The 17,471-nt window shown below is 57.8% G+C and carries 18 protein-coding genes; all 18 read right to left on the bottom strand.

Annotated elements, in window-relative coordinates; genetic code table 11:
• Positions 1 to 55: 55 nt before the first annotated feature.
• Positions 56 to 475: a hypothetical protein gene (locus JZY08_RS01390; protein ID WP_082183729.1), complete on the bottom strand. Its 420-nt coding sequence runs from the start codon at positions 473 to 475 to the stop codon at positions 56 to 58.
• Positions 476 to 490: 15 nt separating this feature from the next.
• Complete coding sequence (gene fliR, locus JZY08_RS01385) at positions 491 to 1,246, bottom strand: flagellar biosynthetic protein FliR (RefSeq protein WP_003493910.1); 756 nt, start codon at positions 1,244 to 1,246, stop codon at positions 491 to 493.
• Complete coding sequence (gene flhA / locus JZY08_RS01380) at positions 1,243 to 3,330, bottom strand: flagellar biosynthesis protein FlhA (protein WP_035241615.1); 2,088 nt, start codon at positions 3,328 to 3,330, stop codon at positions 1,243 to 1,245. Before flhA ends, fliR begins: the two co-directional genes overlap by 4 nt.
• A gap of 158 nt (positions 3,331 to 3,488) precedes the next feature.
• Positions 3,489 to 3,755 (bottom strand): flagellar biosynthesis protein FliQ, encoded by a 267-nt coding sequence (fliQ, locus tag JZY08_RS01375; RefSeq protein WP_003493903.1) that lies wholly within the window; start codon positions 3,753 to 3,755, stop codon positions 3,489 to 3,491.
• A gap of 47 nt (positions 3,756 to 3,802) precedes the next feature.
• Entirely contained in the window at positions 3,803 to 4,273 is a 471-nt protein-coding gene (gene flgD / locus JZY08_RS01370; RefSeq protein ID WP_003493901.1) for a flagellar hook assembly protein FlgD, read from the bottom strand.
• Positions 4,264 to 4,713, bottom strand: a complete 450-nt coding sequence (gene flbT / locus JZY08_RS01365) for a flagellar biosynthesis repressor FlbT (RefSeq protein ID WP_003493899.1) — start codon at positions 4,711 to 4,713, stop codon at positions 4,264 to 4,266. Before flbT ends, flgD begins: the two co-directional genes overlap by 10 nt.
• Positions 4,710 to 5,054 carry a flagellar biosynthesis regulator FlaF gene (flaF, locus tag JZY08_RS01360; protein ID WP_003493897.1) on the bottom strand — a complete coding sequence of 115 codons (345 nt, stop codon included), beginning with the start codon at positions 5,052 to 5,054 and terminating at the stop codon, positions 4,710 to 4,712. The genes flbT and flaF overlap by 4 nt, the downstream gene beginning before the upstream one ends.
• A gap of 34 nt (positions 5,055 to 5,088) precedes the next feature.
• Positions 5,089 to 6,192, bottom strand: a complete 1,104-nt coding sequence (locus JZY08_RS01355) for a flagellar hook-associated family protein (RefSeq protein ID WP_003493895.1) — start codon at positions 6,190 to 6,192, stop codon at positions 5,089 to 5,091.
• A gap of 3 nt (positions 6,193 to 6,195) precedes the next feature.
• On the bottom strand, positions 6,196 to 7,674 hold the full coding sequence (gene flgK / locus JZY08_RS01350) for a flagellar hook-associated protein FlgK (protein ID WP_035241612.1): 1,479 nt from the start codon (positions 7,672 to 7,674) through the stop codon (positions 6,196 to 6,198).
• A 22-nt stretch (positions 7,675 to 7,696) separates the two neighbouring features.
• A complete protein-coding gene (locus JZY08_RS01345) occupies positions 7,697 to 8,992 on the bottom strand; it encodes a flagellar hook protein FlgE (protein ID WP_035241609.1) in 1,296 nt (431 codons plus the stop codon).
• A gap of 104 nt (positions 8,993 to 9,096) precedes the next feature.
• A complete protein-coding gene (locus JZY08_RS01340) occupies positions 9,097 to 9,768 on the bottom strand; it encodes a response regulator transcription factor (RefSeq protein WP_003493888.1) in 672 nt (223 codons plus the stop codon).
• A gap of 281 nt (positions 9,769 to 10,049) precedes the next feature.
• A complete protein-coding gene (locus tag JZY08_RS01335; protein WP_035241606.1) occupies positions 10,050 to 10,616 on the bottom strand; it encodes a lytic transglycosylase domain-containing protein in 567 nt (188 codons plus the stop codon).
• A complete protein-coding gene (locus tag JZY08_RS01330) occupies positions 10,564 to 11,919 on the bottom strand; it encodes a flagellar hook-length control protein FliK (protein ID WP_216330708.1) in 1,356 nt (451 codons plus the stop codon). Before JZY08_RS01330 ends, JZY08_RS01335 begins: the two co-directional genes overlap by 53 nt.
• On the bottom strand, positions 11,916 to 13,193 hold the full coding sequence (gene motC, locus JZY08_RS01325; RefSeq protein ID WP_216330706.1) for a chemotaxis protein MotC: 1,278 nt from the start codon (positions 13,191 to 13,193) through the stop codon (positions 11,916 to 11,918). Before motC ends, JZY08_RS01330 begins: the two co-directional genes overlap by 4 nt.
• On the bottom strand, positions 13,190 to 14,476 hold the full coding sequence (locus JZY08_RS01320; protein ID WP_216330705.1) for a MotB family protein: 1,287 nt from the start codon (positions 14,474 to 14,476) through the stop codon (positions 13,190 to 13,192). Before JZY08_RS01320 ends, motC begins: the two co-directional genes overlap by 4 nt.
• Positions 14,473 to 15,123 (bottom strand): hypothetical protein, encoded by a 651-nt coding sequence (locus JZY08_RS01315; RefSeq protein ID WP_216330704.1) that lies wholly within the window; start codon positions 15,121 to 15,123, stop codon positions 14,473 to 14,475. Before JZY08_RS01315 ends, JZY08_RS01320 begins: the two co-directional genes overlap by 4 nt.
• Before the next feature lie 308 nt (positions 15,124 to 15,431).
• On the bottom strand, positions 15,432 to 16,724 hold the full coding sequence (locus tag JZY08_RS01310; RefSeq protein ID WP_003493874.1) for a flagellin: 1,293 nt from the start codon (positions 16,722 to 16,724) through the stop codon (positions 15,432 to 15,434).
• A gap of 306 nt (positions 16,725 to 17,030) precedes the next feature.
• The gene (locus JZY08_RS01305; RefSeq protein ID WP_003493871.1) at positions 17,031 to 17,468 is read right to left on the bottom strand and encodes a hypothetical protein; all 438 of its coding nucleotides are present in this window, start codon (positions 17,466 to 17,468) and stop codon (positions 17,031 to 17,033) included.
• Positions 17,469 to 17,471 lie beyond the last annotated feature (3 nt).

The following is a 17,471-nucleotide window of genomic DNA, read 5'->3' as shown; positions in this document are numbered from 1 at the left end:
AGAAACATCGCCGGAGACCTCTTTCGAAACGCCTGCGATGCAACAATGGGACAGATTATGAATCGCCAACCTTGCTGGAGGCTGGTGTCCGGGATGCGTTCGTCATTTCAAGTAGATCATAGATTGCATTGTCGTCGGCCTCGCGATCTTCCAGATCGCGGGCGAGATGCATCCTATCCTCGAGCCGGTCGGCCTTGGTCTTTTCCTTGAGGACCTTGTTTTCCTGCAATTGCTGCACGCCGGCAAGCTGGCGATCCTTGACGACGAGGCGGCCGTAACGATCCGAATAATGCTTGGAAAACATCTGATGCAGCGGTTCCATCGAACTCATCGCTTCCAGCACATTGTCCATGGACTGGCTGACCTCGGTGCGCACGCGGGTGGTGTCTGCCAGTTCCACCTCGGCCATTTTTTCCATGTGCCGCTGGACCGTTACCAGACGCTTGAGTTTTGCCGACCGCTTGTCCGAGGCCATGAAGTGATCTCCAGATCAGAAGCCGATGAAGACCGGGCCGAAACCATCCACGAACTGGCGGATGAGGGCCGCAATCGACAAATAGAGCATGAAAAGGCCGCCCGCCAGAACGAAGGGTGTCGAGATGAAAAAGACCGGTATCTGCGGCGCCAGCTTGTTGATGAGACCGACCGCCACGTTGAACATCAGGCCGTAGATCACAAAGGGGCTGGCAAGCCGCAGCATGATCGAGAAGGTCGCCCGCAGCGTGTCGGTGAGCGTAATCAGCATCTTCTGGCCGCTGATGAGCGCACCCACCGGCGTTGCAGTGTAGGAATCGACCAGAGCCTTCAGGACGATGTGATGGAAATCCAGCATGAACAACACCAGAAGACCGCCGAAGGTGATGAAGTTCGATATCTGGTTTTCCTGCACGTCTTCGATGACATCCGCGCCGCCCGGGGCACTAAGTCCGATGGACGCGCCGATGAGCGCGCCTGTGAACTGGAAGCCGAGCGTATAAAACCGCGCGATCAGGCCGTACATGGCGCCGATGAGGATTTCCGTGAAGATGAGGCCGACGACGGTGCCCTGGCTTGAGCCGGAAACTTTCGGATAGATCGTGTCCCAAAGCACCGGCAGAAGCGCCATGGACACCGCGACACACAGCAACATGCGTATCTGCGGCGAAATGCGCGAACTGGAAAAGCCCGGCATCGTCATGAAACAGGCGCCGATGCGGCAGATGGCAAGGAACAATGCGATAATTGTCCCTTGCGGGTCGGTTATCATGAAATGGCGCCCAGAATCTTGATCTCCAGCCCCTTGGCAAGTTCCACATGCGAAAGAACCGGCAGGGTCGCAAAGAGTCGCTCGATAATCATGCGCACATAGGACCGTGTTTCCGGCGAGGTTACAAGAACAAAGGGCAGTCCGCGGTCCATGAATTCACGGATAACTTTCGACGCCTCCTCGGAGAACTCCTCAAGATGGCGGGGATCGATGTCGAATTCGACGATTTCGCCCTTCTGGTCGCGCTTGAGCGCCTGATGGAAGACCATGTCCCATTTGTTGCCGAGGCGAAGAACGCGCAGCACGCCGTTATCGGCAAGATCGCCGCAGAGCTGCTGCGACATGCGCACGCGCACATGCTCGACGATCTGCTCGGTCTTGCGCACATGCGGGGCAAGCTCGGCAACCGCTTCCAGAATGAGATGCAGGTTGCGGATCGACACTCGCTCAGCGAGCAGCAGCTTCAGAACGGCCTGCAGGCCGGAATAGGACATATGCGACGAGCAGATTTCATCGGCCAGCTTCTTGTACTCCGGATCCAGCCTGTCGATGAGGATCTTGACGTCCTTGTAGGACAGCAATTGCGGAAGATTGTTGCGGATGACCTCGCTCAGATGCGTCAGCACCACCGAAACATTGTCGATCGGGTGGAAGCCTTCCCGCTTCAAATCCTCGGTGAAGGTCTCGAGAATGGAGACGGCCGGCATGCCGAAGGCGGGCTCGCGGATTTCATCGCCCGGAATGCTTGGCTTGCGCCCTGCCCCGGTGACCACCAGAACATCGCCGACACGCAGGTTGCTCGAAGCGATGGTCGTGCCATGCACGCGGATCTGGTAGGCTTTCTCCGGTATCATGATGTCGTCGGAGACTTTGATTTCCGGCACGACGAAGCCGTATTGGCTTGCGAATTTCTTGCGCATCTTGCCGACACGGAAAGCCAGCTCCTGATGCGCGCCGAGAAGGCGGGTCGAAACCTGCTTGCCGAGGGCCAGTTCGATTTCGGATGTCTTGAGGACCTGCTTGACCGAATCCTTTTCCGCTTCGGTGGTCTGGAGAACCTTATCCGCCTCTTCCTGACGGAGGAGCGCGCTCTCTGCCTCCGCCTGGCGCGGAATATACCAGCTGCCGAAGGCCATGATGCCGCCCAGCATGATGAATGGCAGGAAGGGCAGACCCGGGATAATTGCCAGCAGGCCCATCAGCATGGCCGAAACCATCAGCGCTCGCGGGTATCCGCTCAGCTGGTTGACGACCGCCTGATCGGTTGAGCCGGCGGTGCCGCCGCGCGACACCAGAAGGCCTGCCGCCAGAGACACGATGAGGGCCGGGATCTGCGAGACGATACCGTCGCCGACCGAAAGCTTGACGAAAACATCGGCAGCCTCGCCGATCGGCATGCCGTGGCGGAAATAACCAATGATGATGCCGCCGAAAACATTGATCGCGGTGATGATCAGACCGGCGATCGCATCGCCACGCACGAATTTGGAGGCACCGTCCATCGAACCGAAGAAGGAGCTTTCTTCTTCCAGTTCGCGGCGGCGGCGCTGGGCTTCCTTTTCATCGATGATGCCGGCGGACAGATCCGCATCGATCGACATCTGCTTGCCGGGGATGGCGTCCAGTGTGAAACGCGCGCCAACTTCAGCGATACGCGTCGCACCCTTGGTGATGACGATGAAGTTGACGGTGATCAGGATCATGAAGACGATCAGACCGATCACGAAGTCGCCGGACATGACGAGGCTGGAGAAACCGGCGATCACGCCGCCCGCAGCCGTCGGGCCCTCGTTGCCATGCGATAGGATGACGCGCGTCGTCGCGATGTTCAGCGACAGGCGGATCATGGTTGCGATCAGCAGCACGGTCGGGAAAGACGAGAAATCCAGTGGACGCTGGATCCAGAGCGCCACCATGAGGATGAGGACCGAGAGCGCGATCGAAAACGCAAGCCCGATATCCACCAGAATGACCGGAATGGGCAGGAACAGAACGCAAAGGATCGCCACGATACCCAATGCGAAACCGACATCGCGCATGCTCGGCGTTACTTTGGGCAAGGAGATGACTGGTGGTTGCGCCATAAAAATCGTCCTGTCTCTTCATGAGAAGGGCGACGGAAAAGCCGCCGCACGGTTCGCTGCACCGGGCTCCGAGGATTTCCACGCATTTCGGTCCGATGCTTCAGCCTATCACTAGCTACCGAAGCTTGCGCGAGGATGGCATGTGACGCGGGTAGCGGTCAGAAACCGGACTGGATGCGCGAGAAGACGAGATTGGAAAAAAGGGCGATCTGCGCGCCCACAAAAGGGGCGGCGACGCCGAGAACGAGCATGATCGTGACGATCTTGGGAACGAAGGTCAGCGTCATTTCCTGAACCTGGGTCAGGGCCTGGATGAAGGCGATGACGACGCCGACGATCATGGCGGCCAGAACGGCCGGACCGGCCGCGACGAGAACCGTCCAGACTGCAGCCTGCATGATATCAAGCGCATCGGCCTCGTTCATCGTCGCATCCTTTATTCAGAAGGGCGGCATCATACCGCCCTTTTATATCACGAACCGGCTGACTTATCCGAATCGCCATCGCTATCAGGTGTAGTCGCGATCGGGCCGTTCGAGAAGGTCACACCAGCCTGCAGCAGCACTTTGTCACCAGCTTCGGTGATGGCGACAATGCCATCCGAATAGACTTCGACTTCCTTCACTACACCGGTGACCTTGTCGTCGGCGCTCTTGACCGTCTTGCCGACCAGATCGGAAGCGCGCGTCAGCGCTTCGGCCTGCAGCATGCTCTTCAAATGGCTGTTGGTCTTGATCGTCTGCTCGACCTGCGAGAAGCTTGCCAGCTGCGACATCTGCTGGCCTGCATCCATCGGGCTGGTCGGATCCTGGTTCTTCATCTGGGCGATGAGGAGCTTCAGGAAGCTGTCGTAGTTGAGCGATGCCGCGTTTCCGTCGGTGCTGCTCGCCCCTGCATTGGCCCAGGGATTTGACGCTGCCGAACTGACTGCATCTACCGCCATGGTGCTATCTCCTTGCGAATGTGTTCGATGGTTGCAGGGGTCATTTCCTGATTGTTGAGGATCTTTTCCTCGAGCGGATAGAGCCCGCGAATGGCCTTCAGCGCCTCGAAAGCCTTGCCAGAAGCAACCAGCCCGTCGATCCGCTTGAGTTCTGCCAGGACCTCATCGTGCTGGAAGCAATTCAGCAACATGCTTACGGACTTGCGGAACATGTTCGTCGACTGTTCGCGCCCTTCCGGATTGATGAGGATCATCTGCGCGATGAAATAGAGCTGCCTCAGCGGCGTGGTCGCCTGTTCCGGCTGCAGAACGTGGTTTTCGAGCAAGAACGTGACATCGTTCAGGAATTCGAGCGCCACCTTGCGATCCACACGCAAAACCGCCCCGTTGATGAAAATCTTTTCGCCCGATTTCAGCGAAATTCGAAGTGTACTTTTCATTTCAGTCCATCCCTGATGATGGTTGTCACGTCAATAATGCCCTGGAAATTCGTCGACTGACGTTTCCGGATCAGTTCGCACTCTTTCAATATCCAGATCGCGATCGAGATCAGATTGGCTCTGAGTTCCATGGCCAGCTGGTTATCGGGTTGCTTGAGGTCCTCAATGAAGCGGATCCAGACCCTTCGAGTGTAAAAAAGCGCTTCGATCGTATGGCGCTGCGAAGAAGAATCCTTTGCCTCCACCAGAAGTTCGATCGATTTTGTCAACGCCTGCCGCTCGCGATCCTTCGCGTTGGCGACACCATCCTCCATGATTTCGGCGTAGGAAAACTGGTACATTCATGTATCCTTTATCTGCCGCCACCCCTGTTCATCAGAGGTAGTTAACCAGACTCATTTTTTGCAGACGCGACGTGAGACTGTATGCGATTTCAATCTGCTGCTGCAGCAGATCAAGGCGGGTCTTCGCCTCGTAAGTGTCGATCCCCTCGATATCCAGCAGATGCGTTTCGATGATCTTCTTCTGCGCCGCCAGTGAATCGTTGGCTTTCGACACACGGCTTTCAGAGAGGCCGAGCTGGCTCTGCTGCTGGTTCAAACCACTAATCGCAGTGCCGATATTGGTCACAGACTTGGTCGCCACCATTTCGCGGACATCGCTGCTGACCTTTTCGTCAAGGAATGTCATCGCAGTCATGGCCGTCATTGCAAAATAACGCATGCCCTGGGAATTGCTGTTGGTCGATGTCTCGACCACTTCATTCTGGCTGATGCGGCTCGTCATGTTCGTGTCGCTCGCCTTGGAACCATAGGTCGTCCAGAAATCGTAGTTCTGGCCGGCCGTCAGATCGGCATGTGGCGGGTTCGTCACGGTCGTGGTGCCGTTGAATACACCTTCGATGTGGCTCATGAATGCCGTAGCCTGATCTTTCGACAAGCTCTCGACATTGCCAACCGGCGGCGTCTGCGCCGCCATGAACGCGTTCAGCTCCACCTCATAGGCTGCCTTCAGTGTCGACCCTTCGGCAAAGTAGTCATCGACCGGCTTCACATCCGTATTGATGCCGGAGAACAAAAACTCGCCATTGACCGCCGTATTGGCGAAGCTGGTGAAGTTGTTGAAGGCGTTCGAGATGGTTTTGGCGACCGTCGTCAGTGTCGGCGCTTCGCTGCTGGTATTGGGAACGAGAACCTTCTGGATTTCCTGCGCAGCCTTGGCCATGCCGTCAAGCGCCGTCTGTGACGATTTGAGGCGCTGGGTAGCGATGGAATTGACGCTGACCAGAGAGGTAATACGATCGATATCGCGATTGAGATCGAGACTGCGGGCCGTGTTGGCACCGAGCGTGGCACCGATATCGGCATGCTTGCCGGTCGTCAGCTCAGTGTTGAGATTGGTCATCTCCAGCTGGGCCTTGAGGATGGTGCTGCGCATGCTGTTCTGCATCGCCAGCGATGAAATGAAGGACGTTTTCATCTGTTACCTCACCATATCCATCAGCGACTTGAGCATTTCATCGATGGTGGTCACGAGCTTCGTCGCCGCCTTGTAGGATTGCTCGATATCCATGAGCAGCGAAAGCTCCTCATCCAGGCTGACGGCGGTGTTGTTGGAATAGGAGGTGGCGGAGCGCTCATAGAGCGCGCTCTTCGCCTCGTTTGCCGACGTTGCACCGGAGCGTTCCTGTTCGAGCCAACCCATGGAGTTGGTGCCGTATTTCAGGATGCTGGTATTCGTATCGATACGTGTCGACGCGGCAAAGCTCATGGGCGCGTCAAATGCGGTCACATAGCTGCGTATCAAAGCGGAAAAGCCAGTTCCGCCCGTCGCTGTAGTATTGATCACATAATCGGTACCGTTGATGCCCCCGTCACGCAACAATTCCGGGTTGCCACCTTTGGAAATAATTAACGCCGGGTTGACGGTAATGCTCGCGGCGAGCCCGGGCGAGACAACACCAGCCGCCGGAATGGTGGTTGCCGCAGGCGAGCCGTACGTGAAGAGACCGGGCATGTCAGGCAGGCCGCTTGTCGCATCCGCCGGCTTTTCCGCGAACATAGTGATCAGGCCGCGCGCGATTTCATCGAGCTGGCTCTGCATGGTTGGCGCCAAGTCGTCGCGAATTTGCATCAGACCCTGAAGCGAACCCGCCGCCGTCGTGTTGCTGCCGCTGCCTGCCTTGAGGGCCACGCCGTCGACATAAATCGCGTTGCCGGTGGTGGTCGCATCGTAGCCGGGCTGCGCGTTGAAGGTCACCTTGCGCGGCACGACCTCAAACAGTGTCGCGCCTTCCGTCGTATAGAGCGCCACATCGTTGTTTTCGCGGTTGACGACATTGATGCCGATGATGGCAGAGATGTCCTTCAGCAAGGTCTCGCGCTGATCGAGAGCATCGCTCGGATCACCACCGATGGCGGTCTGCGCCTTCACCTCGTTATTGGCTTCCTCGAATTTTGCAAGAAGACCGTTCAGCTTGTCGACCTGAAGGGAGATGTCCTTGTCGGCACGAAGCCGCATGGCCTGCAGTTCGGCAGATGCTGTATTCAGGGAATTGGCAACATCGCTGGCCGCAGTCACTGCCGTCGCCGCAAGAGCGGCATCGCTCGGCTTGGCGGCATAACCGTCAAGGCTTTTCAGCAGTTCCTTCATATAGGTGGCCGGCGAGGTCTCGTAATCGTTACCGCCGAAAAGGCTCTTTATCTGCTCAAGGCCGGCCAGAACGGTACTCTGACCGGAAGCAAGCGAGGAGCTGGAGATGGTCTGCCTGAGAAGACTTTCATTCTGGGCACGGCCATTGGAGACGATACTCGCTCCTGCCATGGTCGTGCCGAGAATGGCGGTTCGCTTGACGTAGTTCGCATTGCCGACATTGGCAATGTTTTTGGAGGTAACGTCCGTCTGCTTACCTGTATTATTGAAAATCGACTGCGCAGTATTCATTGCTGACGTGAGCGACATTCATCTGTCCTCGTGAGAATTCTTATCTCTTCAGATTGATCAGGACGTCCATCAAATCCGAACCGGTCTGGAAGACTTTCGAATTCGCTGTGTAGATACGCTGGGATTCAATCATGTCGGTGAGTTCGCTGGCGATGTCGACGTTCGACCCTTCAAGCGCACCCTTCTGGATGTAGCCGAAGCTACCCGTCTGCGCGAAACCGATGGTGACAACGCCAGACTCGTTGCTCGGCAGATAGACGTTACCGTTCTGCGGGCTCAGATTGTCGATGCTTGGGACCGTAGCCAGCGCCAGCTGGTAGATGTTGCGACGACCGCCATCCTGATAGACCGCCGTTACCAGGCCATCCTTGCCGATTTCGACGTCCTTGATCTGGCTCGGGCCGTTACCGTTCAGAACAGCGGTACCAGGCGTGAACTTCGAGGAGAATTGCGTCATTTGCGACAGGTCGATCTCGATCGCCTGCGCCACGCCACTATTGCCGTCATTGATAGTGATGGACGCTGGCGATCCAGTCGCGAGCTTGTTTGTCGCCGGGTCGAAGGTCAGCGTGACGCTTTCCTTCACAAGCGTGGCAGGGGCAGTTGCCGTGTATGGGAACCCGCCATTGGTTGACTGATCCTGACGATAGACCGACACTTCCCATTGGGGATTGCCGGAAGCATCATTATCGATCCGAGTGTAATAGAAGTCGTAGAGAACCTTGGCGCCACCGCTGTCGAACGCCGTGAGCGAGGTCTTGGCACCAATCGTCGACGTCGCGACGTTGTCGCTCGGACGTGATCCCGCAGCGACAATTGCTTCGTCGCGATTAAGGTTGGCCGGGAAGCTGCCCTGCGTGGAAGGAGATGCCGTCAGGCCGAAATCATTGATGTTGATGGCTTCAAGGCCGGTAAAGCCGTTGACGACGGCTGCCGGCGGGTTGGCGCCATAGGGGTAACCCATCAGCAGGAAGCCTGCCGCATTCTGCAAATATCCTTCCGAGTTCTTCTGGAAGGATCCCGCTCTTGTGAGATAGGGCGTGCCCGCGCCGTCCTGAACCACGAAGAAGCCGTTGCCCTGAATGGCAAGGTCGGTGCTCGACGTGGTGTAGGACAGGTTGCCCTGTTCCGAAATGCTGTAACGAACGTTGGACTGCACACCGCCAGAAGCGTAGCTGCCCGACGAGGAGGGCAGAACGAGCGAGGAGAACGACGTCGATGCGCGCTTGTAGCCGGTGGTGCTCGCATTGGCGATGTTATCGCCAACGGTGCCCAGCTTGTTCGCCTGCGCATTCATGCCGGACACACCGGTTCGCATAGTGCCGAAAATACTCATTCAAAAACCCTCGTGGTCATCTTCAGGGAGAAGGTAAAGCGTTTGGCTTGCGTGAAGCTGTCTGAAATACCGCGTTTGAAAAAGACCACGCGGGTCAATGAAGATCATTGCCAATCAATGCTGTAGCCAAGGAAACGCTTGGAATCGACAGGATCGTAGCCGAGCTTCTTGCGCAGCTTCTTGCGCAGCTTGCTGATGTGGCTTTCAACGACGTTCTCTTCGACGTCATCATCGAAGATGCCGTAGATCGCATTGAAAATCTGCGCCTTGGAAACGCGACGTCCGCGATTGGCAATCAAATATTCGAGGATGCGTCGCTCGCGGCGCGGCAAGGGGAAGACTTCGCCGCCGACTTCGGGATCGCGACCGTCAGAGAAAACCCTGATCTGGCCCGCATCGGTGAAGTTCGAAATGACCTGTAGCCGGCGACGGATCGCCGCCGCACGCGCCAGGATTTCACGGGGGTGAACCGGCTTGCGCACGACATCGTCAACGCCGCTGTCGAACAGCGCCAAGGTCGATTCCAGCGAGGGCTGGTCGCTGACCGCGATCACCGGCGCCGTCGTGCGATCCCTGATCGCCTTCGGCAAGGAGAAGCTCCGGTCGCCCTGGCCGATCAGGAAGGCCTCCACGGCCGCCAGATCGCTGTCCGCCGCCGTCGAGACCCATTCCCCGAATTCGACCGGATCGAAACCGGTCGAGGGGATGCCCTCACGCCCAAATAGAGAAGTATAGCCGTCTTTAACGAGCTCGCGCTCATCAACCACTACGATCATTCGTCCGCCTCCGAATCAGTGTGGTGTTTTCCAATGTGGCATTGGTACGAATCGGAGGATTCAGCGACAACTGTAGGAAATCATCGATAGTTATTAATAATTGATTAACTATTTTGTGCCGATTTGATCTACATATAGTGGTTGTTAACCATATATGGTACAAAATTTTTGTGCAAAAATTTTAAAATTCCGAAAAAACCGCTTGAAGCGCCTTTTTTCGATCAATCTCTCGCCACATTTCAGATTGCGAGTCTCGGCGCGGTTAACGCAACCAAAGATTGCTAGCCATCGCAGAAGTTTTTCGCGTTGGGAGTCCATTTCCCGTAGCCCGTCGCCACCAGGTTGGCGATGACCCTGCAGACATATTTCTTCTGCGCCGGGTCATTGTTGGGGCCGGCATGGTAGCGGGCAACGGCCATGGTCCAGGTTTCATGCCTGTTGTGGAGATTGCGCAGGAACATGGCGGCATATTCGACATTACGGCGTGGATCGAACATTTCACGGGTGGAAGTGAAGTTTTCGCCGTGAAAATAATGGTTTATCTGCATGCATCCGAGGTCGATCAGCTTGGCGCCGTTACGCTTTGCCGCCTCGAAAGTGGTCAGCGCCTCCTCCGTGGATGCGGCAAATACCGGTTTTCCTTCGATATTCATGGCGTTGGGGTCCAGCTTCCCCTTGCGGCCCGTCTCTGTCAGACCGACGGAATAGAGAATTCCCTCCGGCACACCATATTTGCGTGCAGCGGACTGGATTTCCCTTTCGCAGGCGCCGGACGTTGCGGAAGCCTGTGCGTTTTCAGAGGTAGACGCCATTGTCAGCAGAAGAACGGCCAGAGCCGAGAGCGCCATCCATGCCTTCATTATGTACCCCCAAATTATCACCATTGCCCTGACGGCCGCCCCGTGCGCCGGACTCGTCACGGTTGCGCCCTGCGGCGGCCTGCTGGCCCTGCTGCTGCGCCTGCTGATTTTGCTGATTGTTGCCTTGTGTGCCCGTTTGGTCACTCTTGTCGGAAGAAGCGATGCTGATGGTGATGTTATCGACCGTCAGACCCTGCGCCTTCAGCCCGTCAAGGATGCTCTTGCTGTCTTCCTGGAGCTTTTTATAGGCCGCCATGCTCTCCACGGTCATGTGAACCGCGAGCTCATCGCCGGCAAGACGCAGCGACATCGTCACCGATCCCAGCTCGATTGGCGTCATATGCAGCTTCAGCGTATGGACGACTTTGCCGGTGCTGCTCTGGGCTGCCGCGTTGGAGAGCGCCGAACCGGGCTGCATGGCGCTGACCCATTCGGGATCGTTGGCGATCAGGCCGGTCAGGGCGGAAGCATTGGTCGAGGGCGCGAGGCCGATGAAGCGTCGTGAATCGAGAACCGTGATGGTCTCAGCAGACTTGCCGGTGCTTTCCCGGGCTTCGAATTCGACGCGGCCTTCACGCTGAACCGTGCTGATATCGAGAGCGCGGGCCGTGCCGGGACGCGAAGAGGCGAAGCGGAATGCCGAAGCATCGCCTTCGCTGTCCGAGCCGGATTCAGCCTCATTGCCGGCAAGTTCGGCCCGTGTCGGCATGTCCTTGGAAGGCTCAGCCTTGCCACGGACGGTCTCGAGCCTGTCGGATTTCACCGGATCGGCCTTGCCGGCGATCGCCTGCGCAATTTCCTCGAGGGGCGTCTTGGCAGTGGCGATATTGCCGGCATTGGCCGTCACCGCTTCAATATCCGAAAGCTTCGGATCAATCGCATCCGCCGCCGTCTCGCCGTCCTTGTCGGTCTCGTTCTTGACCTTCTTGCCGGGCTTGCCGTTTTCAGGCGATGCGTGCGCTTTTTTGACCGCGTTCTCAAGATCGGCAATCGCCTCTTGGCCACGGCCCTCTCCGGAATGGCTCTTGACGATCACATTCAGAAAGGTCCCGGGCCGCTTGATCGGCGTATCGGTCTTCTCCGCGTCGCCATCGGGCTCCGCGTGCTGTTCCTCGGACGATCCTGCCTCATGACGCCGCGAATGCGGTGCCTGCGGCGGCCGCTCGTCGCGGACGGTGGAGAGGGCATCGCCGAAGCTTCCGCTTTTAGCATCGTCCCTCACACCGGCGCTGCCGGCGCGTGGATCCGAATATGGTGCATTCACCATCGCGTTAGTGGTTCCGTCGATCATGGGGCCCCCTCGCCTTTCTTCAACAGGCTGTCGATTTCATCGAGCTTGCTGCGGCCACTCGTTACGAGCTGCCGGACGTTGTCGCTCTCATCGTCAACCTTATGGGTTTCAACCCGCCATATGCTCTTCGCCTCGGCAATGCCCGCCTCTTTTGGCGGCGCATCGTGCCCGGCACCCTCTCCTGCTGCAACGCCGGCATCCGCGCCTGGCTGCAGGGAGGGAGGGCGAACCACCTGTTCGGCGATTGCCCTTGCCGCATCTCGCAAGGCCCTGTCACGATCCGAAAGCTGTGCTTCGGGAATTTGTCCGATTGCTTCGATCGCGCTCACCACGTCGGGCGTGCCGATGTTGGAGAGACTTTCATAGAGATTTGCCTGGACTTCCGGCTGATCCGGCATGGCGGGCGACAATGCTTTCGCTTTCAGTGCCGCCATACGCGCCAGCGAATCCTTGCCACTGATCGCCGCAAGGCGCGATAGACGCAGATAGGCTTCCTTCTGCCTCTCCGCGTCCATCATGGCGAATGTTTCCTGCACCGTTTCTTCGCCGATGGAATCGGCGCGCTTGACCACCAAGGCAACCAAGAGGTCCGCGAACTGGCTGGCATAGGGCGAATGCAGGAACCGCCGCGCGTAACGCTGCGCATATTCGACACCGCGTCCGGCATCGCCGTCTTCGACGGCAATCGCCAGCGAGCGGCGAAGTGCGGCCTCTTCCACGATGGTGCCGGGCGCTTCCAGCCGTGCAATGTCATAAAAACCAAGAGCAGCCAGCGGATCGCGCGGGATGGTCACGTTACCGCCGATCAATGCAAGATAGGCGCCAATCCGGGTGCCGCGATATTCGGGCACCATGGCGGCGATGCTCTGGGCGACCAGCGTTCCCTTGCCGGAGAGATATTTGCGCAGGATATCGGCAACGCGGCTGTCGAAATTACCATCCACATCGCGCGCGACCAGCAATTCGAGCGTGGCCGGATTGCCGCCGCTCATCGCATAGATAAGCGCCGCATCGACATTGCGCGGATCCTTGAAGATCGCCGAGGGGGCGCTTTTCAGCCGCTCGTCGATGGTCTGGAGCAGGAACCGTTGCATCTCAGTCGCGGAGTGGTCTCCCATGGCCACCGAATCCTGCACGAATTGCAGGGAACGCAACATGGCATAGGGCATGAGATTGTCTTGCGATTGCGAAAACGCCTTGCTCGGCTCGGAGCCGAGACCACAAAGCGTCGCCGCAAGAAGAAGCCAGCGTTTCGAGGATTTCGTCACACTCACCCCCGATCGGCCTCAAGCAGGATTTCAATACGGCGGTTCGCATCCGCCATTGGATCAGCCGGCACCTGCAATCTGCGGTCAGCGAAACCAGAGACCTGCTTCACCCGCTCTTCGGAAAGGCCACCGCGCACAAGCATGTAATAGGCGCTGTGCGCGCGATCCATGGAAAGCCGCCAGTTGTCATTGGCGCCGCCCTTGAACTGCCGTCCATCGGTATGGCCGCGGATAACCACGCTGCCGCCCCGCTCCTGAAGCAATTTGCCGATCTTTTCCATGGCCAGAACCAATTCGCCCCGGGGCACGGCCGATCCGACATTGAACATCGGCGTTTCCGTCTGGTCGGAAATGGTGAGCAGCAATCCGCCTTCTGCGGGGGTCACCACCAGACCTTCGGAGAGCTTGCCGGTTATTCCCGATATCTGCTTTTCGATCTCTTCGCGCAGCGTGTCCGCCTTTTGCCACTCGGCTTCGCTGGCTTGCTGCTGATCCGGCATGGTGGGTTTGGCGAGCGCTGCCTGCTCTGCGGCATCCGGACGCTGCTGCGGTACAACGGCGGCAACCTCCATCGGCTTGCCGTCCTGCGCCTTGTCGGCCGGTGTCTGCGATTGAACAGTTTCAATCGCTTTGCCATCCTTCGCTTCCGTATCCTTCCTGTTCTCGGCAGATTGCTGAGGCTCAACCGGATTTTGCTGCTGGTCGGCGCGGGTGATCTTTACCTGCTGCGTCCAGAAATCGGGATCGAAAGGATCACGGTAAGCTTCGCCGCCGCTCGCGCCCGTCGCCGGGCCGGAATCGGCTGCCCCGCCCTCGCCCTTGGCGCTGACATTGGCCTGCTGCCCAACCTGCTGGGCGATTTCCGCCAGCACCGAATAGGGGTTCTCGAAGAAGTCGGCTTCCGAGAAGTTCGACTGCTCTCCGGTCTGGGAGGTCAGGTCCTCGCCCGTCGCCGCGGCGGAGCCTTTGGTGGTCTTTTCCGCCTGGATGTTGGACTGGTCCTTCTTCTGGACGCCCTCTTCCTTGTCCGCCGGCTTTTCCAGCCCCTTTGAAGAGGGTTTTTCGTCTGACAGCTTGATCGGATTGAAATAGCTGGCGACCGAGGCCTTGGTCTCCTCATTCGCGGCATTGACCAGCCACATGACGAGGAAGAACGCCATCATCGCCGTCATGAAGTCGGCATAGGCAATCTTCCACGCGCCGCCATGGGCGCCATCGTGCCCGCCCTTGTGGCGCTTGACGATGATGATCTCGTTTTTGCCGTGGTGGTGATTTTCGCCTTCACTCATTTCATCACCTTGCGAAGACTGGATGCCCAGGCGGACATGCGCGTGACGAACACGCTTTCACCCAACTCGACGGTAAGGTCGATGTCCGTGGTCTCGGTAAATTTCATCGTCTCTTCTTCAAAGCCCGGCTGTGTTTTCAGCTTCTCGAACAAATCTTTCGGGCCTTTCACGACAATCGTGACCGCCTCGCCATCCGGCATGGAAGACCGCGCCACATCCGCCAGCGCCGAGACCGCCTTGACCGACAGCTTTTCCGTCAGAAGCGGCGCAAGGATATTGGCTGTCTGTTCGCTGAGATTGGCGGCGATCGCATCGATGCCATCGCGCAGACGGCGGGACAGGAAAACGGCGGTCTCTTCGAGATAGACCGAACGCAGGTCTTCAAGCTCGGCCTTGTGGGCCGCCAGGAGTTCTTCCCGCTCAGCCTGCATCTTTTCGGTTATTTCGCGAGTGGCATCGTCGTGGCCACGGGCATAGGCCGCCTGTTTTTCACTTTCCACGTCGACAGTCGCGAATTCATCGAAACCGGCGGCAAGATCATCAAAACCGGAAACCTGTTCGGCATCCGCCAGAGGATCGCCAAACGCCAGCCCTGCGGGCTGCGTGTCACCGAAATCCTTGAGATATCGTGAAATGGACGCGCTCATGCCCGCCCCCGGCAAAACAGACCAAAGGGGCAAGACATGTTTCGCTGCCTGCGATCCAGAGCGTTCTGTCGCATTTCCGGGCGGAAAACCGGTGTCCACTTTTCCTGGAAATGCTCTAAGCCGTTTGGCGGCACCACCGTCATCCTTGCTACCCTGCCCGTCTCTTCCGTGATTTCCGGGCGGATCACGCCATGCGATCCACCCGATATTGCCCCGACGTTAGGCGTTCAAACTTGTGCGAGGATGAAGGCGGCCTTGATCAGGAAGCATGCGCCCGATCATCCGCGCGCCCACGCCCACCGAAGCCATTATTTGAAGAGCTGGAGGATGTTTTCCGCATTGGCGTTAGCGATGGAGAGCGCCTGGATGCCCAGCTGCTGCTGCGTCTGCAGCGCTTTCAGCCTGGTGGATTCCTCGTTCATATCCGCGTCGACGAGACGGCCTATGCCCTTGTCGATCACGTCCATCAGGCTGGATACGAAGTTTTCCTGCATGTCGATGCGGCTCTGCAGCGATCCGAGGCTGGAAGCCGTGCTGGTCATCGCTTCAAGCTGCTTGTCGACGAAGGACATCATCATGTCGATGGCGTCGGCGTCGGTATAGGTCGTGCCAGCGCCTGCAAACCCGCCCATGGCTGCGGCGACGATATCGAGCTTACCGAGGTCGAGAGTGGAGACGGAAAAACCGAGTGAACGAGCGACTGAAGTCTGACCGCTGCTCGTATCGTAAAACCAGTCATTGCCACCGGTATCACGATAGGCTGGGGCAACGGCCGTTCCACCGCTCGATGGGTCTGTCGCCGTTACTTTGACCCAGGCATTTTCCGCAAGGCGGAGGTAAGTATCGGTTCCATCACTATAGACGTTCGGATCGGTATTTGTATCCGCCGTCGTGGCATTCAGCGCGCCAACTTGCGCATCGGTGAGCTTCGGGACGACATAACCCGTCTCCGTCACCTTCCCGGCAGTCGTCGAACTCTGAGTGACCTCATGCTCCGTCTTGGCGACAAAAACAGCGTTCTTATCGAGAATCCCGAGCTTTCCGCCACTGAGGTCGAAAAGGACGGTGCTGCCGTCGAGCACATAATCGACCGTCGTGACCCCGACATTGCCCGAGCCCGTACGCGTAAAGGATGCAACGACCTTTTTCGTAATGGGCTCTTCGGCCGGAGGTGTGCCGCCGTTGCTGATGCTGGCCTGCAGCCAGTTTTCACCGGAGAAGGAAGCCGATTCGGAGATGCTTTTCAGCTGCTCCTGAAGCTGCTTGATTTCATCCTGGATCTTGCCGCGGTCAGCCCCGACGCCATAGGCGGCGACGAGCTTTGACTTGATCTGCTTGACGACCTCGATCGTGCTTTCAAGCGCGTCGTATGCCGTATCGACCTTCGCGGCCCCCAGGCCCAATGCATCCTGCACCGCCGAAAGCGCTGCATTGTCGGAGCGCATCGTCGTCGAGATAGACCAGTAGGCAGCATTGTCCGCTGCGGTTTCGACACGGTAGCCGGATGACACGCGCGCCTGCGTGGTTTCCAGACTTTTGTCGATCATACGCAGGGTTTGCAGCGCGGCCATTGCCGCCGCATTGGTCAAAATACTGGTCATGGGTTCCACCCAATTCAAAATGTAAGAAAAAATCCGGCGCTTCGCCGAAAACGAGCAGGGGCATCATGCGCATCGGCAGTGGCTGAAACCGGCCACCGCGACCTGTCGTTCGTTAACAAATCGTTAATTTGATAGGTAACAAACAACAACGCTGATTTGCAAGGCGTTCCTTTGCTTCACAGAACGGTTTTGCATAAACCGGCAGGCTTCAGGCAAGCTCGGGCAAAAAAGTGCCGCAAAGAAGCCGTCGCGCCAGTGATTTTCGCAGGCGCGACGGATAGTCGATGACATGTTTGATAGCCTTGTTCAGGCTGCTTCGCCCTGACGGGTTGGCACGAATCGCGCGGCCCTCAGGCTCTGGCGCAGGAATTCGGTATTTTCGTCCGGGTTTTCCGAAGGGTTCTGAAACGAAACATGGTTGATCTCGACCGCCGCATGTTCATTCGCCAGAATGAGGCGCGCATAGATCGTGACGCCCTTCGGCTTGATCTCCAGATCAAGAACGATCTCCGGCGCCCCTTCCCATTCGAGCTTATATTCGCCACCCGCACCGAAATTGATCGTACCGGGATGATAATAAAGTTCCGCGGCAGACGAGACGAGGTCAGCGATGCTGCCATTGCACTCGAATCTGAGCAGCGAAATCAGGTCGGCCGGGTCTAGCAGGCGTAGTTCGGTGGCGATCGGGTTGATCGCCTCTGCGACGATCATTTCCCGCTGTTCAGAATAGGCGGATTTTTTCATTGG

The sequence above is a fragment of the Rhizobium sp. X9 genome (assembly GCF_018873185.1).
GTDB lineage: Bacteria > Pseudomonadota > Alphaproteobacteria > Rhizobiales > Rhizobiaceae > Agrobacterium > Agrobacterium oryzihabitans.
Note: the sequence above shows the minus strand (reverse complement) of the source record. Positions and strands in the feature narration are given on the sequence as shown.